This window comes from Maribacter antarcticus DSM 21422 (assembly GCF_000621125.1).
Taxonomy (GTDB): domain Bacteria; phylum Bacteroidota; class Bacteroidia; order Flavobacteriales; family Flavobacteriaceae; genus Maribacter; species Maribacter antarcticus.
Genome location: NZ_JHZC01000004.1, coordinates 403,046 through 425,443, shown reverse-complemented (window position 1 = coordinate 425,443; position 22,398 = coordinate 403,046). Strand labels below are relative to the sequence as shown.

Here is a 22,398-nt window from a genome sequence, read left to right as displayed (position 1 = left end):
TACATGACTACAGCTCCACTTTCTTTACAACATATTATTAGACCTTCTTCGCTAACAGATAAAAAAGCCCCCGTGTTGTTTATGCTGCATGGTTATGGAAGTAATGAGGATGACCTCTTTTCTTTCGCAGCGGAATTACCTGAAGAACTTTGTATTATTTCCGTTCGGGCACCTTATCCCTTAGAACCTTATGGCTATGCATGGTATGCCATTAATTTTGATGCCGAAAAAGGAAAATGGAGCGATGACACCGAGGCGACAGCATCCAGAGATAAAATTACACACTTTATAGAAGAAGCCTGTGCCAATTATCATCTAGATATAGATTCCGTTTCCTTATTGGGTTTTAGCCAAGGCACCATATTAAGTTATGCCGTTGCCCTCTCCTACCCCGATAAAATTAAAAACGTTATTGCCCTTAGCGGATATATAAATGAAAGCATATTGGTAGCTGGTTATGAGACAGGAAACTACGCCAACCTTAACATATACGCTTCCCACGGGAAAGTAGATCAAGTGATCCCCTTAGAATGGGCACAAAGAGCACCGGAACTTCTTAAAAAACTAAAAATTAATCATGTGTTCGAGGAATTTCCAGTAGGCCATGGCGTTGCACCACAAAATTTCTACTCCTTAAAGAAATGGTTGGTAAATAAAATCTAATTGCTCCTAGTATACAGCAAATGATTTATTAGCTTAAAATCTACATCCATATCATCCTTAAGTTCATATGCGATAAGGAGCTCGCCCCAGTGCTTTCCGTCGGAAAAATCGGCTAATATCCATTTATGGTTTAAGATTTCAATTTTATTAATCTTAAAGTCATTCTCCATGCCTTCATAAGGGATAAGTGGATTATCCCCCTTGGTTTCATTTGTCTCCAACAATTTATCGGATATGTACCGTGTGGGATTTTCTAATTTTAAATGCTCGTAATACGCTAGCGCGTCGTCATTGTTTTCTAAGGAAAAATACTGCATTTCCAAAAGATTTAACTCAGATTGCTGCAAAGAACCTTCCAGTGTGCTTACTTCTTCCTTCAATTTAACAATAGATGCCATATTGGCCTTCGCCATATTACCACTACTCACAAAAAGATACATACATACCAATGCGGCAAAAAGAAACAGGTAAAGAAAAATTTGGTTTTTCATATGCGATAAAATTCAAAGTTGTTAGTGTTTTTTTATGTTTACTGTATTTTACTGTTATTACTGGGAATAAAATGCAGTTTTATATATCAAATTTCAACCGTAAGATTATCATAGGCCAAGTGCACGTTTTCAGGAAGGCCTTTTTCCACTTCGGCATGGAAGCCCATTACGTGGCTAATATGAGTAAAATATGCTTTTTCAGGTTTTATTCTGGCTACAAAGGCCAACGCTTCCTCTAGGTTAAAATGTGAATGATGCGGCTCTTTACGCAAGGCATTTACTACCAAAATTTTCGTCCCCATTATTTTTTCTACCTCCTTATCGGATATAGATTTCACATCGGTTAAGTAGGTGAAGTCATCTATGCGATAGCCAAAAACCTTTAGTCTGTTGTGTAATGCTTGCACTGGGATTATCGTTTTGCCACCAAGGGTAAAATCGACGCCCCTTTTTACATAATTGATTTCGACAGCCGGCGCTCCTGGATACCTATTTTTTTCATCAAAAATATAACTAAACCTCTTTTTCAAAGCTTTAACAACCTTTTTGTGAGCGTAGATAGGAATATCGCCCTGCTTGAAGAAAAACGGACGTATATCATCTATACCAGCCGTGTGATCTGAATGTTCGTGGGTAAATAAAATGGCTTCCAAGGCAGCCACCTTGTTAGTAAGCATTTGCTGTCTAAAATCCGGACCACAATCTATAACAAAATTACAATCGTCCCAAGAGACAAGAATGGAGACCCTTAGCCTTTTATCCTTAGAGTCATCACTTAAACAAACAGGATGATTACTGCCTATTACCGGTACGCCCTGAGACGTTCCTGTTCCTAAAAATGTAATTTTTAAAGCCATAGTTCAATTACAAAGCTAGGGCTTTATTCGTACAACTTACAACTCAAAAAGCAGAAGCATTCACCATTCTTTGTAAAAAGCATTGTTTTAAATATCACAAAAAAGGACTGTACAAAACTAATTTCAAATTTTTGAACTGTTTAACCGTTAGATAGTATGATCTTTATAACTTTGTTAAAGCAAATTAAATCACATGTCATCAGTTGTTAAAAGAGAATCCGCCTTCGAGAATATTCCATCTATAAAGGCTAAAACGTTACGGATAAATCTCAATCCGGATATCTACGGAACTTTTGCAGAAATAGGAGCAGGCCAAGAAACTGCACGTCATTTTTTCCGTTCTGGTGGCGCATCGGGAACCATCGCAAAAGCAATGAGCGCTTATGATAAGGATTTTAGCGACGCTATTTATGGTACAGAGAAAGATGGGAGATATGTCACTCAGGCGCGTTTAAAAACAATGCTAGCTTATGAGATGAAACTTATGGAGGAACGAATTAGTAGAGAAACGCATCCAGACAGGTTGTTTTTCTCCTATTCTAATACGGTTGCTACTATTGATTTTTCTAAACGATATAAGGGACATGGTTGGATTGGGATACGGTACCAATTAGACCCCAACCAAAAAGAATTTGACGAAATTATACTACACATTCGTTTTAAACAGAACGAAGCTAGATTACAGCAAGAAACCTTAGGCATATTAGGTGTAAACTTAATATACGGTGCTTTTTACAAGCATCACAAACCTAGAAAAATACTGAAATATCTCTACGATCATATTGATAAAGATATTTTGGAAGTAGATATGATCAACTTTTCTGGACCTAACTTTAAAGATGTAGATAACAGGCTAATGAGCTTGCAGTTGATCAGAAACGATATGACGGATGCCGTTATGTTCGGGCCTGATGGTAATAACTTATTACCAGCGGCAATTCTTTACAAAAAAAATATTTTAGCATTACGTGGAAGTTTTAGGCCCGTAACCAAGGTCAACATGGACATGTTTCAAAAATCACATGATATATTTATCAGAGATCCAGGGGTGGACCAGGATAATACTATCGTTATTTTTGAAATAACCTTATCAAATCTAAAAGCATCTGGCGAGATAGATGAACAGGATTTTATGGACCGTGCAGAGCTACTTTGCTCCCTAGGTCATACCGTAATGATTTCAAAATTCCAAGAGTACTACAAGTTAGTAGAGTATTTTAATAATTTCACTAAGAATAGAATTGGACTCACTATGGGTGTGAATAACTTGGTAGATATATTTGATGAAAAATACTACCGTCATCTAAGCGGTGGCATTTTGGAAGCCTTTGGAAAACTATTCTTTAAGGATTTACAAGTGTATCTATACCCGATGAAAAATTCAGATACTGGACAGGTTATGACCAGTAATAATGTGAAGGTTCATCCAAGAATGAAAGAACTTTACAAGTTTTTTAAGTATAACGGGAAGGTGATGGACATTATAGATTACGACCCCGAAATTATGCATATTTTCTCCCGTGAAGTTCTTAAGAGAATTATAAAGGATGAAGAAGGCTGGGAGAAAATGTTACCTGAAGGAATCGCAGAAATTATAAAAGATAAAAAGCTATTTACCAAAAAAGTACTTCTAGAGAAATAAATAGTTAGGTTAACTATACTATAAAGCCCCTTAAGTAAAGGGGCTTTATATTTTAAGATTCCAACAACTGCGCTGCGTGCTCTTTAGTTTTTACTTTATCTATCACTTTAGAGACCTTGCCTTCCCCATTAACTACGAAAGTTTTTCTGTGGATACCATCAAACTCCTTACCCATAAATTTCTTAGGGCCCCAAACACCAAAAGCGTTGATTACAGTATGGTCTTCATCTGACAATAAAGGAAACGGAAATTCATACTTATTTTTAAAATTAGATTGTTTTTTTTGTGAATCTTCACTTACACCAAGCAACTCGTATCCGGCATCCTGGAGCGCTTTATAATTATCCCTTAAGTTACAGGCTTCTGCAGTACAACCCGGAGTATTTGCACGAGGATAGAAAAAAACAACTAAATTTTTACCGGAATAATCAGATAAATTTATAGTATTGCCATCTTGGTCGTGTGCGGAAAATGAAGGAACGGTATCCCCAACGTTTAATGTGTTCATAGTATATTTATATAATAATTACGTTTAATCTTTGTTCTGTAAAACTAAACAATAAATGACGAAAGCCGAAAAAGTAGCCTTTACAATTTCAACCTTACAGGAGCTATATCCAGAAATTCCAATTCCATTAGATCACAAAGACCCGTATACCTTGCTTATTGCGGTGCTTTTATCCGCGCAGAGTACAGATGTGCGCGTAAATAAAATTACGCCTTTACTATTCGCCAAAGCAGATAATCCTTACGATATGGTAAAACTTTCAGTAGAAGAAATACGGGCTATTATCCGACCCGTTGGTCTATCACCAATGAAGTCCAAAGGTATTTACGGACTATCAAAAATGCTGGTAGAAAAATATAATGGTATTGTTCCTAAAGAATTAGCTTTATTAGAAGAATTTCCTGCGGTTGGTCATAAAACCGCCAGTGTCGTGGTTTCACAAGCTTTTGGAATACCCGCTTTTCCTGTAGATACTCATATTCACAGACTTATGTACCGTTGGGGCTTTACCACCGGTAAAAACGTAGTACAGACCGAAAAGGATGCAAAGCGATTATTTCCTCTAGAAATATGGAACGATTTACACTTACAAATTATTTGGTACGGAAGGGAATACTCCCCTGCAAGAGGCTGGGATTTAGAAAAGGACACGATTACCAAAACTATTGGAAGAAAAAAAGTATTAGATGCGTATTTTAAAAATAAAAAGACCCGCAAATAGCGGGTCTTTTTATTAGTTTAAGAAAGTCTCGAATCTTAAATTTTTATATTCGATTTCATAAAGAGCCTGTGAAAAACTCAACAAAAAATTGATGGTTTTAGGACACACTTTATCAAAACTGGTTTGTTCTTGGTAATTAGAGTAAATTTTTTCCATATTTCTAGTATTGGTACACTAAAATAACGCAACAAGAAAAGAAATATTGTTTTGGCTAATATTTACGCGATTTAATTAGTGAGAACAATATTATTTTTTTCTATTATTTTTCTCATATTAATTAGTGCATATCGCATTCTACCTAAGGCCGTATTAATACTAACTCCTGTGTTTTCAGATATTTCCTTAAAACTCATATCCTTATAAATACGCATTAACAAAACTTCTCTTTGGTCATCTGGAAGCTCTTCAATCAAACTACGTAAGTCTGTATCAATTTGGTCTTTAATAAGTTGTTTTTCAGCATTTAACTTATCATCGCCAATAACGGAGAATATATTAAAGTCATCATTGCCTTCGAACATAGGCATTCTCTTATTCTTTCTAAAATGGTCAATAATTAAATTATGTGATATTCGCATAACCCAAGGAAGAAATTTACCTTCCTCACTGTAGCGACCTTTTTTAAGTGTTTTAATTACCTTAATAAACGTATCCTGAAAGATATCTTCGGTAATATCCCTGTCCAATACCTTAGAATAGATAAAGCTGGTTATTCTTTGGTTGTGCCTGTTTATCAATACAGAAAGTGCTTTTTCATCACCACTGATATAATCTCTTACTAATTCTGAATCATCAATTTGTAGTTCCATACGAGTTACTTTCTTTAAGGTTGAACGATTTGGGAATCTGTTAGTATTTCTTCGTTAGTTATTTAATCTGAGATAAAACTAGAGAAAAGCTACCCTGTGTAAAAAAGTATGTTGTCAAACACGCTTTTTATGATGTGAAACAACGAATATTTATTTTTTATGCAATAAACAGGTATATATATAGTTGTGTGGGAAACCTAAGACAAGCCTTGTCCTAACGTGATAAATCCCGTCATTAGGGTCACTTACAATCAGTACCAAAAAAAAGAAAGCCCCAAGGATAGGTTCCTTAGGGCTATTTTATATATAGATGAGTGCTTTTAGTTTAAGTTACTTTCGAACTTTATCCCTTTTGCTTCAGTTATTCTTAAGGATTTAGAAAAAGCCAATAAAAACTCGACTGTTTCCGGCTTAGCAGTTACTAAAGTGCACTTGTCTTTTTTCTTAATGTAAATTTTCTCCATAAGACTTTTCATTTTGGTTCAATAGCAAAACGGAATAACAATAAAAATAGTAGATCCTCCCGACCTATGGTACATTAATTCGTTAAAACAATACTATTGGCTTCAACTAGCTTTCTTAAGTTGATTAACGCGTATCGCATTCTACCCAGTGCCGTATTAATACTCACTCCAGTATTGTTAGAGATTTCTTTAAAGCTCATATCCTTATATAACCTCATATGCAAGACTTCTTGCTGATCTTCAGGAAGCTCTTTTATTAGATTATACAAATCCGAATCAATTTGATTCTTGATCAATTGCTTTTCAGCATTTAAGCAATCATCGTTCATCATAGCAAAAATATTATAACTTTCGGTCGCATTGAACATAGGCATTCTATTATTCTTCCTAAAGTGATCTATAATAAGGTTGTGTGCTATGCGCATAACCCAAGGTATAAATTTTCCTTCTTCGTTATAAGCTCCTCGTTTTAAGGTACGGATTACCTTTATAAAGGTATCCTGAAAAATATCCTCTGTCAACTCCCTATCGCTTACCTTGGAATATATAAATCCAGTAAGACGGGAATTATGACGATTGATAAGAACTGCCATAGCTCTTTCGTCTCCTTGTATATAATGACTGACTAGTTGGGAATCTTCGATTTGCACTTCCATAGCTTTACTTTTGCGAGTTAAACGAACCCCAATTCTTAGTAGAAAGGGTTGTTTTTGGTTAAATTATTACGTTACAAAGTAAAGATGCAGTATAGGCGAATCAATTTTTAGTTAGATTCAAAGATAGTAAAAAATAGATATTCTAAAAATTATGTGAAAATATTCGATGAACTGCAACATGGATATGTTATGGGCTCGTATTAAATAGCGCATATTGTATCTTTGCATTCTTATTTAAATGTATGCCCAATATAGCAGAAGTAAACCCCAAGGAAAATATTATTATAAAAGGTGCCAAACTGCACAATCTTAAGGATATCGATGTTGTTATCCCAAGAAACAAGCTTGTTGTAATTACGGGTCTTTCTGGTTCCGGCAAGTCTAGCTTGGCGTTTGACACGCTTTATGCAGAGGGGCAGCGACGGTATGTAGAAAGCCTTTCTTCCTACGCCAGACAGTTTTTAGGCAAACTTGATAAGCCTAAGGTAGACTATATTAAAGGTATAGCTCCAGCTATTGCAATTGAGCAGAAAGTAAATTCTACCAATCCAAGATCTACCGTAGGGACTACAACAGAAATCTATGACTATATTAAATTGTTGTATGCGCGTATCGGAAAAACATTTTCTCCTATTTCTGGAAAGCAAGTAAAGAAAGATACGGTTACCGATGTTATAGAGCATGTGAAGACCTTTGCTGATAATACCAAATTGTTACTCTTGGCACCAATTACAATACGTGAGGATCGTGATACAAAGAAGTCTTTGGAGTTGTTTTCTAAACAAGGGTATGCGCGTATTAAATATGACGGTACCGTACTAAGAATAGAACAGGCTCCCGACACTATCGGAAAGGAGTTTTATTTGGTTATAGATCGAATCATAACAAAAGATGATGAAGATTTTTACAATAGACTTGCCAATGCCATAGATACTGCTTTTTTTGAAGGAAAAGGAAAATGTATTATTGAAACCCTTGTAGATGCAGAGCAAACCCTATTCAGTAATACTTTTGAACTGGATGGTATGCTTTTCTTAGAACCTAACGTACACTTATTTAGTTTTAACAATCCTTATGGCGCATGCCCAAAATGTGAAGGTTACGGTGATGTTATCGGTATAGACGAAGATTTAGTGGTTCCTAATACTGCCTTATCCATTTATGAAAACGCTGTTTTTCCTTGGCGTGGCGATAGTATGGGCTGGTACAGGGACCAATTGGTTAATTCGGCTTATAAATTCGATTTTCCCATTCACAAGCCATGGTTTGAACTTACCGAGAAACAACAACAACTAGTTTGGGACGGTAATGCACATTTTATAGGACTACATAAATTCTTTGCTGGCCTTGAGGAAAAGAGCTATAAGATTCAAAATAGGGTGATGCTATCGAGATACAGAGGTAAAACAAAATGTAATACCTGTAACGGAAAACGATTACGATCAGAAACTGACTATGTAAAAGTGGGTGATAAGTCCATTTCGGAACTGGTGGGTGTGTCGATAGAAAAATTGATTGCCTATTTCGGACAGTTAGAGTTGGGTAAAAACGACGCTATTATTGCGTCTAGATTGTTAACAGAAATAAATACCCGTTTGGGATTCCTAGATAACGTAGGGCTTAATTACCTAACCTTAAATCGAAAATCTAATACGCTATCCGGGGGGGAGAGTCAGCGTATTAACCTAGCGACCTCTTTAGGCAGCAGCTTGGTAGGCTCCATGTATATTTTGGACGAACCTAGTATTGGCCTGCATCCTAAGGATACAGAAAATTTAATAGACGTGTTAATTTCACTTCGGAATCTGGGGAATACCGTTATTGTAGTTGAGCACGATGAGGATATCATGAAAGCTGCAGACGAGGTAATTGATATTGGTCCAGAAGCAGGTACTCACGGTGGCAAAGTAGTTGCACAAGGTACATTGAGCGATATATTACTTTCTAGCTCACTTACCGCAAGCTACCTAAACGGCACCATGGAAATTAAAGTTCCTAAAGAACGGCGTACTTCCAAGAACCACATTCAGATTATAGGATGTAGGGAGAATAACCTAAGAAATATCAATGTGACTTTTCCTTTGGATATGCTTACCGTGGTTACAGGGGTTTCCGGAAGTGGTAAAAGCACCTTGGTCAAAAAGCTTTTATATCCTATTATATTGAAAGAAGTAGGCGGCTATGGTGAAAAAGCCGGACAGTTTAGCTCGGTCTCTGGGAAGTATCAACATATTAAGCATGTAGAATTCGTAGATCAAAATCCCATCGGACGGTCTTCGCGCTCTAATCCTGTAACCTATATAAAGGCCTATGACGATATACGTAATTTATACGCTAACCAGAAACTAAGTAAAATTAGAAATTACCAGGCCAAACATTTTTCTTTTAACGTAGATGGCGGTCGTTGCGAAAAATGCAAAGGCGAAGGCGAAATTACAGTAGAAATGCAGTTCATGGCCGATGTGCATTTGGAATGCGATACCTGTGGCGGCAAGCGTTTTAAAAAGGATGTCTTGGAAGTAACCTTCAACAACGCCAACATAGATGACATCCTAACCATGACCATAGATGACGCCATTGCTTTTTTTGAAGCTGGGGTGCAAACAAAAATCGTATCCAAATTAAAACCTTTACAAGACGTCGGTTTAGGCTACGTAACCTTGGGGCAATCCTCCTCTACCCTTTCCGGTGGCGAAGCGCAACGTATTAAACTTGCATCGTTCTTGGTAAAGGGAACAACAAAGGACAAAGCGCTATTCATTTTTGATGAGCCGACTACCGGTCTCCATTTTCACGATATTCAAAAACTATTAAAGTCGTTCAATGCACTCATCAAAAAAGGACATAGCGTCGTAGTTATTGAGCACAACGTAGAACTGATAAAATGTGCAGATTACATTATTGACCTTGGCCCTGGCGGAGGTGAAAACGGAGGCCAGCTTCTCGCAGAAGGAACGCCCGAAAAAGTAGCGAAGAGTACAATATCTTTTACAGCGAAGTATTTGAAGGAAAAGTTGTAATGGATAAACAGTTAGTAGCAGTTTCGTGGTTAAAAGAGAACATCGATAACCCAAACATGGTGGTTTTAGATGCTAGTATTCCTGTAGTAACCGAGGACTCAGAAACCGGTACGCAAGCAATTATTAATGGTGCTCGGTTTATGGATTTGAAAATACATTTTTATACATACAAGCCAATTTGCATAGCAATATGCCTTCTACTAAACAATTTGAAGTAACCTGCAGAAATTTAGGCATCAATGCTAATACCATTATTATTTAGGATACAAAGGGAATCTACTCTAGTCCCGGGGCTTGGTTTCTCTTCAAAACCATGGGACATGCTGCGATAGCCGTTTTGGACGGCGGACTTTCAGAATGGATAAAACATGGGGGAGGCTGCACTTTAGCATATGCACAAAACTATCCTTTAGGTAATTTTAAATCAAAATTTGACCCAACGCGTTTAAAAAATGCTTCAGCAATACTTGATAATATCTGTTTAGGAAAACATCTCGTTATCGATGCTAGAAGTGAAGATTGATTTTTGGGTAAAGGTGCAAAACCAAGAATGCATCTAAAAAGAAGACATGTCCCAAAGTCCGTAAATCTACCCTTTACAAAACTTTTAAAAGACGGTAAATTCCTCCCTCAACAAGAACTGAAAACTACTTTTAAGGATGCATTTGTAGGTGATTATCCACTGGTGTTTTCTTGCGGTTCGGGTATTACTGTATGTATTCTTCTTTTGGTAGCCAATTTGGTCCTAGAAAATGAGCTTTTCCTTTATGATGGGGCTTGGTCGGAATGGGGAGAAGGCGACGAATATCCTGTTAAATAACATAAAACCAAGTGTGCTATTCTAGAAAAAACATTTGGAACCTACACTAAAATACATGATTTATTTATTCTAATACTCTGATTATCAGAATTATAAATAACTCTTCTATTTTTTGGCACGGCGTTTGCAATTAGCTAAATGGAAAGTAAATAGTTACTTCCTGAATACACTTGCCAAGTGGCAGGTCTTTAATCCTTATATTATGAAAAAGTTCGTACTTATTTTTGCAGCGGTACTTTTTGGAACAGCAATGGCCAAAGCCGCAACAGCTGAATTTAAGGTTGCTAACGTCAACCTTAACGCTGTAAACTCATTCATCTTTGTTGAAAATGGAGTAACCTTCTCAGTTTACCCTGATGGTGAATTTGATTTTTATGTAGATAACAGATTAAATATAGGTGCTGGCGCCCAAATAGGCAACGTAGGCGTAACCTTCAATTCAGGATTCGATTATAACCCTTTTGTCCAATTTGATGATTTCGGAGCAGTTGTCCAAGTCGAAAACGTTCCTATCTTCTATGATTTTTACGGTCGTGTAAACCAGATAGGTGCTGTTAATCTGAACTTTAATAACGGTTTTGTAAATAGAATCGGGGGTATGAATATCTTTTATAACCAAGGTGCTTTTAGTCACTATAATGGTTTTATCAATATACAAAATAGACGCTACATCTACCGTCCATTTCACCGATGGTTCGCCAGACCGGCGATAGGTTTCTTTAATGTATGGAATACACCATACAGAAGGTTTTATAACCCCGTTAGATATACATGGCACAGGCCTTATAGAAACAACTTTAGAAGAGCATATGCCCAAGTTGGTAGGGAACATAGATACAATAACGCAAGACGTGAAAGAGCTACAGTGTACAGAAATGACAGACGCGTAGCTGTCAGGAACAATGCACAAAGAGCCAATAGAAACGTTGCGAAAAGAAGCAATGGGCATAGAAGTAATAATACGGTAACAAAACGTACTAACAGGTTGCGTAATAATAGCACCATAGCGTCTAATAATACGAGTCGTACGAATAGAAACAGTGGGGTGGCAAACAGAACCACATCCGCAACACGAAGTTCAACAACCATTATGCGTGGTAATAATAATGCAGTAAGAGGCAATCAAAGGAGAACTGTAACCAAAAGAGAGGTTACAAAAACCCCGAGAAGTAAAACAGTTTCCAGAACTAGTACTACGTATAAAAAGCCGACAGTGAGAGGCACGCGAAGCAGTCAAGCTAGAACCCAAAGAAGTGCTACTACTAGAACAGTGCGCAAAGCTCCGACAAGAACTAGAAGTACTGTGAGTAGAAGTAATAGTTCAAGAACGGTAAAAAAAGCTCCTGCTAGAGGTTCCTCAAGGTCTGCTAAAACAAGAAAAAGTAGTAATAGCAGAAGACAGTAATATATAGACCCTGAAACAAGTTTAGGGAATCAAAGGTAGTTTTTAGGTTGGTTAGTTGTTTAGCCCCGTAATGGATAAATCCATTACGGGGCTTTTTTTGTCGGCTCCCCCCTAGTCCTCTCCCTAGGAAAGGCGATAGATTTTAGACAAATCTTAAGATTCCACTTACCCAAGCGTCTTTATTGTTTCCATTAAATTATTGGTAATACTAGTACTAAAATATCAAAGTACTACATGGTAGGAAACAACTTTAGAAATTTTTTGGGCAACTCGCTCTGCACATATACATTAGTTTTTATATTAGGATGCATAAATTGGAGAGAATAGGCATGTAAGTAAAGTCCCTTTCCTTTTAATACTAAACCTTCTTTTATATAGTCTACATCTCCTAGGATTGGATTCCCTATCAAAGCTAAATGTTTTCGTAGCTGATGCCTTCTTCCAGTTTTTGGCAGCAGTTTTACCAGGTTTAGATACCCAAAACGCTCAGAAACTATCGTTTGTTCTACTTCGTAGTCGGACATAGACTCCTTACCATCTATCGGAACCACTACACTTCCGTTTTTTTTCATAACACCTATGGCAACTGCATAATAGACTTTCTGTATCTGTTTTTTTTCGAACAAGGTATTCAAATGAATAATCGCCAAACTTGTCTTCCCCACCAGAAGTGCACCGGTAGTAGGATAATCCAATCGATGAATAGGTTTGGGGTTAACCGCATCAAAAGCAGTACTTTTTTTTAGGTTTTGTGCTAAGGCATTCGCAAGGGTGAAAAATCGGTTACCACTGACAGTTATACCTGCTGGTTTTTGGATAATGGCCAGATGGTCGTCTTCGTAAAGCACTTGTACATCTAATCGTACCTGTCTTATTATCTTTTTTTCTACGACTTGTTTTAGTTCGATGCGTTCTCCGCCGTTAATAAAAGTAGCTGTGCAACCAGTAACACCATCTACCAAAATCAATTCCTTTTTCAATGCTTTTTTTAAGGCAGATTTTGTAGAAATTAGATCAAAAATACGAACACCATATTCCTGTAACCGTAGGGGCTTCTTCTGTTCCTTGGCGATATGGGTGGCTATAATTTCCATCTTATTTCTTTAAGAACTTGGAAAGTACACCGTATACATCTTCAGAAATTTTGAATCGGTAAAGTATGCCTACATACATTACGGTAATCAAAAAGCTTTTTAAGAGTATATTGACAATCGGATGAAATTCAAATTGAAAGCTGTAGAATAGCACGCCAACGATTAACAATAAGGCGAGTACTTTAAGAGTTTCCGACGTAAATGGAGAAATATAAAACTTAGATTTTACGTAATATAATTTAAGAGAATTATAAATGAAAAATGCAGAAAAACTAGCAATTGCAGCTCCTTTGATACCGTACGCAGGAATCAACCATAGATTAAACCCAACAGCCAGTGCGGCCAGTAAAACGCCCAAAAAGAGAATGGAGCGATAGTAATCAGAGTTGTAAAGTATGGAATTATTATTCCCTAATAGCGCATCGTATACCTTGGCAAGCCCAATCCAAAATACAATCATAAATCCACCTGTATACTCTTCGGGTAAAAGCTGGTATAAATCTTCTAGGTTTATAATAATCAGCAAAAACAAGAGACCAGCAACGATAAACAAGGTTAAGGAGCTTTTTTGATATAATTGTTTAAGCGAGACCGTATCATTTCTGTTCAAATACTCGGCGGTCATCGGATAGGTAATCTGGTGCATCGCCCTTGATGGTACTGCTATAGTAGATGCAATGAAACCAGCTACCGAGTAGTAGGCGATATTTTTCAATTCCAAAAAATTATTAAGCATGACCTTATCGACCTCCATCAGCACAATAGCGGTAGAACCCCCTAAGATAATAAGCGCACTATATTTGACGATATCCCACCAATTATCAGGAAAGGAAAACTGCACTTTTGGCATTCTAAGCGTGTATGCATATAATTTCATGATGAGCATCCGCAATAGGTAAAAACCTATCAAGGCATTTATAAAATCTTCAATCCCTATATAATCAAAATATAACAAGACCAATAAAACGGATTGACCCAACCTACAGAAAACCTCTTTTAAAAAATTACCAAAAACGGACTTCATACGAATCCGCGCCCATGCATAAAACACTTCAAAATAGGCCATGGCCATACCAGCCAAAAAGATATGCCAAACATAATCCCGTACTATAGGATTCTTGCGGGATAATAAGGTTCCAATTGCTTCATTGGAAATATAACTGAGCAGTGCAACGGGCAGTATCAAAAGTAAAGGCAGCAATAGCATCATGGTTAAAAAACCTTCTTGGTCCTTATCCGACCTAAAACTGCTGTAAAACTTAACCAAGGTATTAGGCACTCCAAACGCAAGAAGAGGCATTAAAACCGCAGCTATTGATAGGACTACTTGCACCAGACCGTAATGGTCTGCCTGCATAAAATTCGTATATAAAAACAAGGTATTCACAGCACCTATAGCAAAACCAATGTAGGTAACTATGGTGTTATTTAAAGACTGTTTAAATACAATACCCATTAGATGTATTCCGCTAATTGTCGTGTTAGTTCACGCCTACTATAGTTTTCAACATGCATGGAAGACACTTTTAAATCTTGTCTTTCATATTGCTGAAACCAGTTTAAAAGTACATTTTTAAGATCAGCATGCGAAGTATATTCAAATATAGCACCCGTTTTGGTGCGTGCTACCATAGTTGCCACTTCCCAATCTTTTGGTCCAACACCTAAAATAGGCCTACCAGATGCCATGTATTCAAACAACTTACCAGGAATTATTCCCTTGGTTTCGGATGAGTCGATTTCGGCTAAAAGCAAGACTTGAGATTTTTGTTGATAGGCAATGGCTTCATCGTGATTTACATAACCTATTACATCCAAATATCCTTCTAAACCATACGCTTTTAAACGACCCAGAATATCCTTGCTAAGAACTCCTATAAACTGTATCCTCAGTGCATCTTCAAAAGTGGCGTTCTCATGTATTAATTCTACTAGTACTTGCCAGAGGTTCTCTGGATTTCTGCCACTTAGCATGGAACCTATGTGGGAAATAGTAAACTTTTTATCCAATTCCGCTTGTTCAGGCTTTTCCTGATCATAGCCATTGGTAATAACTTTTATAGGTTTGCTACTTATCTTCCGGAACTCCTTCTTAGTAGTCTCACTGGTAACTATGAGCTTATCGGCGTTAGTCAATACCAATTGCTCTAACTCCTTATGCTTGTTTTTAGCAAGGAAGGTTAATTTTAATTTCTTATGATAACCGATAGATGTCCATGGATCCCTAAAATCGGCAATCCATTGTACTTTGTTGTGCTGCTTTAAAAAGTGACCAATTAGATGTACGCTGTGCGGAGGACCTGTAGTAATAATGGTGTCAATTTTTTCTTTTTGTAAAATATCATGCAGGTATTCAACAGATGGTCTAACCCAATATTTCCGTGCATCCGGAATAAAGAAATTACCACGAATCCATAATAGTAACATCTCGGTTAGGGACTGATTTGTTGCCTGAATAATTCCTGAACTCATACGCTTGGTTTTTTTTCTGGAAAGGAAACTAGCAAAGCGATACGGCTCAAAAATAGGCTGCTTGTATGTGGTAATATCCTTTGGAACTTCGCTTAGAAACGAGGCGTCCGTCATGGGATATTGTGGATTTTCGGGTACATACACTACAGGTTCAATATCAAAATCCCTAAGGTACTTTACGAACTTCAACCAACGTTGTACTCCAGGACCGCCCGCAGGTGGCCAATAGTAAGTGATAACAAGCACCTTCTTCATTAATCGGTTTCCTCCTTTCTAGCTTTCCAAAAAGAGAAGCCTATACCTCCTAGTAAAATAAGCCCCAATAGCATCGTACTTGCCAAACTTATCTGGCTACCTAGCTGCACTACTTTGGGCTCAAACTTAAATTCTACCCTATGATTTCCTTCAGGAATCTTCAAAGCTCGTAGCACATAGTTTACCTTAAAATGATTTAGAGGTTTACCATCAATGTAAGCATTCCAGCCATTCGCATAATACATTTCCGAGAATACGGCTACTCCAGTATTTGGGTTCTGTGATTCATAGGTAAGATGATTCGGAGAATAGTCCACAAGTGAAATAGAAGCCGTAGAATCTACCTGATAATCAAACCTATTGATATTTTTGAATACTGTTGAATTTACTACTGCCGTATAACCCGTCCTTAAACTATCTAAGGCGCGTATTTCTTCATCAGCAGAGTTTACTTGTTTGAGTTGCTTAACAAACCACGCATTCCCATTCGCATTAGGATTTTCTACAGGAAAGCTAGTTCCTTCCTCATCTTGCCGTACCACGTATTTTACATTAAGCATGTTAAAGACGGATAGGTTTCCGTTGTATACATGATAATCGAACAAGTCTTGCATTCCTGCAGGCTTGGCGGCATGATATCCCGTGATACTCTTATGAAAGTAGGCTGTTTTTGCAGAATCAAAACCATCTGTCTGGTCAAAAACACGGAAAACACCCTCATCATTTAATATCACTTTATCAGCTGCCGTAGCTTTAAAGGGCTGTAACATTTTTCGTTTGGAAACAAAACTATCGGCATTAACATACCTAAGGTTTACACCTACCAAGTCGAATACGATTAATGCCCCAACAGCTACAATTAGCAAGTTAACCTTTAATTTTTCTTTTATAAAAAACCAAAGTAAAACTGCTGTAACCACTACGTAACCTAAAGAACGTAACAAGTCACTCGTATACACTGCTTTTCTATCCAACCGCAGCATTTCTGGTAATTCTTCTAAACCTGTCATGCGCAAGCGGTCATCGGCAGGGCCTATAAAATCAAACATTCCCTTAAACAAAAATAATAAAGCGCCTAATCCAAGAACAACTCCGGCAGCTATCTTTACACCCCCAAGTTTATCCTTGACATCAACCTTGGAAGATACTATTTTCTTGAGGGCCAGAATGGCTAATATGGGGACACACAATTCTAATACTATCTGTATTGATGATACGGCCCTGAATTTATCATAGAGCGGAAAATAATCAATCATAAAATACGTAAGGATACTAAAGTTCTTTCCCCAAGACAATACCAAGGAAAGCAACGACCCAAAGAACAACCACCACCTATGCTTGCCACGCACCAAGAAAAGACCTAGAATAAACAAAAAGAATACTACTGCGCCAATATAAGCTGGACCCGAGGTTATAGGCTGTTGCCCCCAATAAAGCGGGACACTTGAAACAAAATCCAAAGCGCTTGACTTTGGCAAGCCCTTATCTACCAAATAATTAAATGATTTGGAATCTTCCCCTAAATTTTCCTGACTTGCACCACCGAACAATCTGGGCACAAATAAATTCAAGGATTCTGAAATACCATAGCTCCACTGGGTTATATACTCCTTGCTTAATCCACCTGTGTTTTCCTTTATGGACCCGTCAGGGTTTATAGTCAGTTCACTTTTTCCTCTTGTACTCCAATCTGCATATTCCTTAGTAGCTAACAATCCTGTTGCATTGACCGCAATACCAAGACCTACTGCTAATAATAATAATCCTACAGAAGTGAAATAGTGCTTTAACCCCTTCTTCTTTATAGCATCAATTAAATACACAACACCTAAGACCAAAACCAATAGCATAAAATAATACGTCATTTGGTAATGGTTGGCTACAATTTCCAGTGCCATAGCGAGTGCCGTAAGTAGAAATCCCCAAATATATTTTTTCCTAAAGACCAGCACAATTCCACCTAAAACCATAGGTAGATACCCCAAAGCATGTGCTTTAGCATTGTGTCCTGCGCCAAGAATAATAATTAAATAGGTAGAAAAACCAAAAGCTAGCGCTCCAACTACGGCGAGTTTATAATTTACTTTTAAACAACACAGTAGTATATAAAACCCTAAAAAGTATAGAAATAGATAGTCTGCCGGCCTAGGCAATGTCCGTATTAACCGATCTAATTGTTTAACATAATTATGGGGATAATTGGCACCTAACTGGTAGGTTGGCATTCCCCCAAATGCACTATTGGTCCAATAGGGTTCTGTATCGTTCTGCTTGCGGAAATCATTTTGTTCCTTTGCCATGCCCGTATATTGGGCAATATCGTGCTGATAAATCACTTTTCCCTGTAGTACAGGGTGGAAATAAGCCAGTGCAACTACGATAAAAAATACGGTTACAAAAAAGTGGGTAAAAAAGAATCTTAATCCTTTCTTCATTTGCTAGGAGGTCGTTGGTTACTCAAAGATAACTAGTCTATTTCTTCAAAGTCTATATACTCGCCTACTTTTTCACTATCCATTTTGCGTTTCGTAGATTTTTTATTCTTAGCTACATCACCTGCCTGCTCCCCTTGTGGTCTTTGCTGTTGCTCAAAACCTTCAAACGCCTGTCTAAAATGCGATTCAGTTTTCTTTGCTGCGTAATGGATGATTTTAGGTACAAAAAGTTTTGCCAACAGTTTCAGCAGATAATATCCTAAAAGGATAAATAAAATTATTTTTAAAAAAGCCATTTAATTAAATACTTATATATCAAAAATACAATTATCACGTTGTAATACTAGATTGTAAAGTATTAAAATAATTATAAAGTCGTATTCATGGGAATTCCCGCTTATATCAAAAGAATTACAGGAAAGTTTTCGTTACTGCTTTTTCTGGCAGCACTATCCGTATCAGGACAATATACCGATGTTATAAATTCTAACCGCCCAGGACTTTCCGTAAGCGCATACGCTGTTGGTAAAAACGTAGTTCAACTAGAAATGGGTCTTTTTTATGAGCAGCAAGACCATGGGCTTTTGAATACACAATCAGATATTTGGGGAAGCGATATTTCCTTGCGTTATGGACTCCTTTTTGAAACCTTAGAGCTAAATTATGAAGGCACCTTCCAAAACCAAGACATCCTATTCGATAATTTTGATATCAGCGAAACCCGAACAAATTTTCAAAGGAACAGGCTTGGACTAAAATTTTTAGTTTACGATCCATTTAAAAATCCAGAACGAAACAAGCCTAACCTATACAGTTGGCGGGCAAATAACAAATTTCAATTAAAGAATCTTTTGCCAGCAGTATCTGTTTATGCGGGAGCAAATTTTATATTAGGAGACAATCCATGGTATCCAGGCGAAGCACAGATTTCTCCACGCGCCATGATTGCTACACAAAGTAGATTGACCCCAAGAATGGTCTTGATTACTAATACCGCTTACGACAGAATTGGCACCGAGTTTCCTGAACTTAGCTATCTTATCTCCATCTCCCATGCCTTTAAAAACCCAAAATGGAGTGTTTTTGCAGAGCATCAAGGAATACAAAGCGACCGTTATTCAGATGTACTGCTGCGAAGTGGTATTGCCTACCTAATGAATGAAAGACTTCAGGTAGATATGAACCTAGGTGCCAGTTTCAAAAATACACCTTCTCGTGTTTTTATAAGTATGGGCGGTTCCTACCGGTTTGATTTTCACAAAGACACGTTAGTACCTATTGAAGACCAAGCGGCAGACGAAAATGGCGGGGAGATTAAAAAGGACGCTATGAAGAAGGAGAAAAAGAAAAAAGGAGAAAGAAAAGGCAGTGGAGCAGAGGATGTAAATCTTGGCCCATCTAAAAAACAGCTACGCAAACTCAAAAAAGCACAAAAGAAGAAAAAAGAGGTTAATGGAGAAATAGAGTTTTAGGACTCACATCTATCATACTCTCACTTTTATTCTTTTAAATACTAATATATATTCCTAATATTGGTAGTTATAAAGCTAATAGATGATTTCAATCATAGAGGCTACCACGCCAAAGAATCTTAAAAAATTCGTAACATTTCCATTTTCTCTTTACAAGGACAATGCCTATTGGGTACCGCCTATTATAAAAGATGAAATAGAAACTTTTGACAAATCCAAAAATCCGGTTTTCGAAGATGCAGATGCTCAATTTTTCTTGGCCTACAAAGACAATAAAATAGTAGGAAGAGTTGCAGCCATCATCAATCATTTAGAAACAAATCAACAGAACGTAAAAAAAATGCGCTTTGGTTGGTTCGATTTCATAGATGATGAAAACGTATCCAAAGCCTTACTAGAAAAGGTTGCGGAGATTGGCTCAAAAAATAACTTAGCATATATGGAAGGCCCAGTAGGTTTTTCCAATTTGGACAAAGTAGGCGTGCTAGTAGAAGGTTTTGACCATATTGGCACAATGATAACCTGGTATAATCATCCATATTACAAAGATCATCTAGAGCAGTTTGGTTTTGCAACTGAAAAAGAATATTTAGAGAATAAGTTTCCTGAAAAAAATGCTGATCCAAAATTTTTTTCCCGTGCTCAGGAACTCATAAAAAAAAGATACAAACTTAGGCCCTTAAACTTTACAAAAACAAAGGACGTAATGCCATGGGCCGATAGGATGTTTGACCTCTTTAATGAATCCTACGTTTCACTTTCCTCATTTGTACCCATTACAGATATTCAAAAAGCGTATTTTAAAAAGAAATACATCAGCTTTATAAATCCTGAGTACATAAAGTTCGTCGTAGACCAAGAAGATACCTTGGTTGCCTTTGCGATTGTAATGCCCTCTTTTTCCAAAGCGCTACAAAAAGCTAATGGAAAATTATTCCCTTTCGGAATTTTCCATTTTTTAAAGGCTAGAAAACACAGCAAAGACGTTATTTTTTATCTTATTGGCGTTCATCCTAACTACCACAATAAGGGGGTTACCGCTATCCTTTTTAATGAATACAGTAAAACTTTCCGGGAAAAAAAAATAGAAATGTGTTATCGCACGCCTGAACTGGCAGATAATACGGCTATTCATAAGCTATGGAAAAACTTTGACCCTGTTATTTACAAAAGGAGACGAACCTACAGGAAGAATTTATAACACTACTTGGTTTTTATTTCAAAACACCATGCTATTTAACCTCTCGTTTAAAATCAAAAAAAAGCCTAATCAACAAACTGTTGATTAGGCTTTTTTAAAGTTTTATTATTTAACTACTCCCCCATTGCTGCAGCGACAGCAGCAGAAAGTCGTTTATACGTGCCATTTTCTAATCGCTCCCTAATTCCCGAAAAGGCCACCAAGGTTTCCCTAATGTCTTCCATAGTATGGGTTGCTGTAGGAATCATACGTAGCAATATCAATCCTTTTGGTATTACAGGATACACAACAATTGAACAGAAAATACCATAATTCTCGCGCAAATCCCTTACCAATGCCATCGCTTCTGGTATACTTCCGTTTAAATATACCGGGGTTACGCAACTTGTAGTCGTACCGATATCAAATCCTTTTTCTTTAAGTCCGTTTTGTAAGGCATTTACGTTCTCCCAAAGCTTTGCCTTAAGCTCTGGCTGTGTACGTAACATATCTAAGCGTTTAAGTGCTCCTTTTACGTAAACCATAGGTAAGGACTTCGCAAACATTTGCGATCGTAGGTTATATTTTAAGTAATCGATGATTTCTTTATCAGCAGCTACAAATGCACCGATACTGGCCATTGATTTAGCAAAAGTTGCAAAATAAACGTCAATATCATCCTGTATGCCCTGTTCCTCCCCTGCTCCAGCACCAGATTCCCCTAAGGTTCCAAAACCATGAGCATCATCTACCAAAAATCTGAAATTATACTTTTTCTTGAGCGCAACAATCTCTTTTAGTTTCCCTTGCTGTCCACGCATTCCAAAAACGCCTTCGGAAATCACTAAAATACCACCACCTGTTTGGTCTGCCATTTTCACAGCTCGCTCTAAGTTCAATTCCAAACTTTCTATATCGTTGTGCTTGAATGTAAAACGCTTACCCATGTGCAAACGAACACCGTCAATAATACAGGCATGGCAGTCTACATCGTATACAATAATATCATCCTTGGATACCAAGGCGTCTATTGTAGACATAATACCTTGATACCCGAAATTCAATAAATAAGACGATTCTTTGTTTACGAATTCGGCACACTCCTGCTCCAACTGCTCATGAAATTCTGTATGGCCGCTCATCATCCTAGCTCCCATAGGGTATGCTGAGCCATACTCAGCTGCTGTGTCGCCATCTACCTTTTTAACTTCAGGTAAATTTGCAAGACCTAAGTAGTCATTTATACTCCAGGTAATAACTTCTTTTCCCTGAAACATCATTCTGTTAGAAATAGGACCTTCCAATTTTGGGAAAACAAAATACCCTTCTGCTTGTGAAGCCCATTTACCTAAGGGGCCTTTATTTTCTAAAATTCTATCAAATAAATCTCTCATTGCCTAGTTTTTGTTCTTATTACAAAAGTAAATATTTTTA

Annotated in this window: 21 protein-coding genes; 10 read left to right on the top strand and 11 right to left on the bottom strand. The window is 37.3% G+C overall.

Annotated elements, in window-relative coordinates; translation table 11 throughout:
- Positions 1-3 precede the first annotated feature (3 nt).
- The gene (locus Q360_RS0101885) at positions 4-663 is read left to right on the top strand and encodes an alpha/beta hydrolase (protein ID WP_027075578.1); all 660 of its coding nucleotides are present in this window, start codon (positions 4-6) and stop codon (positions 661-663) included.
- On the opposite strand, the gene Q360_RS0101880 is transcribed toward Q360_RS0101885, so the two are convergent.
- Both Q360_RS0101880 and Q360_RS0101875 read right to left on the bottom strand, forming a co-directional pair.
- A complete protein-coding gene (locus Q360_RS0101880; RefSeq protein WP_027075577.1) occupies positions 660-1,154 on the bottom strand; it encodes a hypothetical protein in 495 nt (164 codons plus the stop codon). The two genes, Q360_RS0101885 and Q360_RS0101880, sit on opposite strands and share 4 nt — an antisense overlap.
- An 86-nt stretch (positions 1,155-1,240) precedes the next feature.
- Positions 1,241-2,011, bottom strand: coding sequence for an MBL fold metallo-hydrolase (locus tag Q360_RS0101875; protein ID WP_027075576.1), 771 nt, complete (start codon positions 2,009-2,011; stop codon positions 1,241-1,243).
- Between the two features lie 193 nt (positions 2,012-2,204).
- On the opposite strand from Q360_RS0101875, the gene Q360_RS0101870 reads away from it, so the two are divergent.
- The gene (locus tag Q360_RS0101870) at positions 2,205-3,653 is read left to right on the top strand and encodes a hypothetical protein (RefSeq protein ID WP_027075575.1); all 1,449 of its coding nucleotides are present in this window, start codon (positions 2,205-2,207) and stop codon (positions 3,651-3,653) included.
- Between the two features lie 52 nt (positions 3,654-3,705).
- Here Q360_RS0101870 and bcp read toward each other — a convergent pair whose 3' ends face one another.
- Positions 3,706-4,161, bottom strand: coding sequence for a thioredoxin-dependent thiol peroxidase (gene bcp / locus Q360_RS0101865; protein ID WP_027075574.1), 456 nt, complete (start codon positions 4,159-4,161; stop codon positions 3,706-3,708).
- Positions 4,162-4,216: 55 nt separating this feature from the next.
- On the opposite strand from bcp, the gene Q360_RS0101860 reads away from it, so the two are divergent.
- Positions 4,217-4,882, top strand: a complete 666-nt coding sequence (locus Q360_RS0101860) for an endonuclease III domain-containing protein (protein WP_027075573.1) — start codon at positions 4,217-4,219, stop codon at positions 4,880-4,882.
- A gap of 227 nt (positions 4,883-5,109) precedes the next feature.
- Here the strand turns inward: Q360_RS0101860 and Q360_RS0101855 are convergent, their stop codons facing one another.
- Positions 5,110-5,691 (bottom strand): RNA polymerase sigma factor, encoded by a 582-nt coding sequence (locus tag Q360_RS0101855; protein ID WP_027075572.1) that lies wholly within the window; start codon positions 5,689-5,691, stop codon positions 5,110-5,112.
- A 538-nt stretch (positions 5,692-6,229) separates the two neighbouring features.
- A complete protein-coding gene (locus Q360_RS0101845; RefSeq protein ID WP_027075571.1) occupies positions 6,230-6,811 on the bottom strand; it encodes an RNA polymerase sigma factor in 582 nt (193 codons plus the stop codon).
- Positions 6,812-7,053: 242 nt separating this feature from the next.
- Between Q360_RS0101845 and uvrA the strand changes: the two genes are divergently transcribed.
- The 5 genes from uvrA to Q360_RS0101820 all read left to right on the top strand — a co-directional run bounded on the left by uvrA (position 7,054) and on the right by Q360_RS0101820 (position 12,056).
- Complete coding sequence (gene uvrA / locus Q360_RS0101840) at positions 7,054-9,831, top strand: excinuclease ABC subunit UvrA (protein ID WP_027075570.1); 2,778 nt, start codon at positions 7,054-7,056, stop codon at positions 9,829-9,831.
- A complete protein-coding gene (locus tag Q360_RS0101835) occupies positions 9,831-10,049 on the top strand; it encodes a rhodanese-like domain-containing protein (RefSeq protein ID WP_027075569.1) in 219 nt (72 codons plus the stop codon). Before uvrA ends, Q360_RS0101835 begins: the two co-directional genes overlap by 1 nt.
- A 95-nt stretch (positions 10,050-10,144) precedes the next feature.
- Positions 10,145-10,354: a hypothetical protein gene (locus Q360_RS24335; protein WP_027075568.1), complete on the top strand. Its 210-nt coding sequence runs from the start codon at positions 10,145-10,147 to the stop codon at positions 10,352-10,354.
- Between the two features lie 27 nt (positions 10,355-10,381).
- Entirely contained in the window at positions 10,382-10,651 is a 270-nt protein-coding gene (locus Q360_RS24330) for a rhodanese-like domain-containing protein (RefSeq protein WP_051554520.1), read from the top strand.
- A gap of 202 nt (positions 10,652-10,853) precedes the next feature.
- Positions 10,854-12,056, top strand: a complete 1,203-nt coding sequence (locus Q360_RS0101820; RefSeq protein ID WP_027075566.1) for a hypothetical protein — start codon at positions 10,854-10,856, stop codon at positions 12,054-12,056.
- Positions 12,057-12,286: 230 nt separating this feature from the next.
- Here the strand turns inward: Q360_RS0101820 and Q360_RS0101815 are convergent, their stop codons facing one another.
- Genes Q360_RS0101815 through Q360_RS0101795 form a run of 5 tightly spaced genes read right to left on the bottom strand, consistent with a single transcriptional unit; the run spans position 12,287 to position 18,608 of the window.
- Positions 12,287-13,150 carry an RluA family pseudouridine synthase gene (locus tag Q360_RS0101815; protein WP_027075565.1) on the bottom strand — a complete coding sequence of 288 codons (864 nt, stop codon included), beginning with the start codon at positions 13,148-13,150 and terminating at the stop codon, positions 12,287-12,289.
- 1 nt (position 13,151) lies between these two features.
- Entirely contained in the window at positions 13,152-14,606 is a 1,455-nt protein-coding gene (locus Q360_RS0101810; RefSeq protein ID WP_027075564.1) for a lipopolysaccharide biosynthesis protein, read from the bottom strand.
- Positions 14,606-15,877 carry a glycosyltransferase family 4 protein gene (locus Q360_RS0101805; RefSeq protein WP_027075563.1) on the bottom strand — a complete coding sequence of 424 codons (1,272 nt, stop codon included), beginning with the start codon at positions 15,875-15,877 and terminating at the stop codon, positions 14,606-14,608. Before Q360_RS0101805 ends, Q360_RS0101810 begins: the two co-directional genes overlap by 1 nt.
- Positions 15,877-18,312 carry a YfhO family protein gene (locus Q360_RS0101800; RefSeq protein ID WP_027075562.1) on the bottom strand — a complete coding sequence of 812 codons (2,436 nt, stop codon included), beginning with the start codon at positions 18,310-18,312 and terminating at the stop codon, positions 15,877-15,879. The genes Q360_RS0101805 and Q360_RS0101800 overlap by 1 nt, the downstream gene beginning before the upstream one ends.
- A 32-nt stretch (positions 18,313-18,344) precedes the next feature.
- Positions 18,345-18,608 (bottom strand): DUF4834 family protein, encoded by a 264-nt coding sequence (locus Q360_RS0101795; RefSeq protein ID WP_027075561.1) that lies wholly within the window; start codon positions 18,606-18,608, stop codon positions 18,345-18,347.
- A gap of 87 nt (positions 18,609-18,695) precedes the next feature.
- On the opposite strand from Q360_RS0101795, the gene Q360_RS0101790 reads away from it, so the two are divergent.
- Complete coding sequence (locus Q360_RS0101790; RefSeq protein WP_051554519.1) at positions 18,696-19,784, top strand: transporter; 1,089 nt, start codon at positions 18,696-18,698, stop codon at positions 19,782-19,784.
- 82 nt (positions 19,785-19,866) lie between these two features.
- Positions 19,867-20,985 carry a hypothetical protein gene (locus tag Q360_RS0101785; protein WP_027075559.1) on the top strand — a complete coding sequence of 373 codons (1,119 nt, stop codon included), beginning with the start codon at positions 19,867-19,869 and terminating at the stop codon, positions 20,983-20,985.
- A gap of 113 nt (positions 20,986-21,098) precedes the next feature.
- Here the strand turns inward: Q360_RS0101785 and Q360_RS0101780 are convergent, their stop codons facing one another.
- On the bottom strand, positions 21,099-22,358 hold the full coding sequence (locus Q360_RS0101780; protein WP_027075558.1) for an aminotransferase class I/II-fold pyridoxal phosphate-dependent enzyme: 1,260 nt from the start codon (positions 22,356-22,358) through the stop codon (positions 21,099-21,101).
- Between the last annotated feature and the right edge of the window lie 40 nt (positions 22,359-22,398).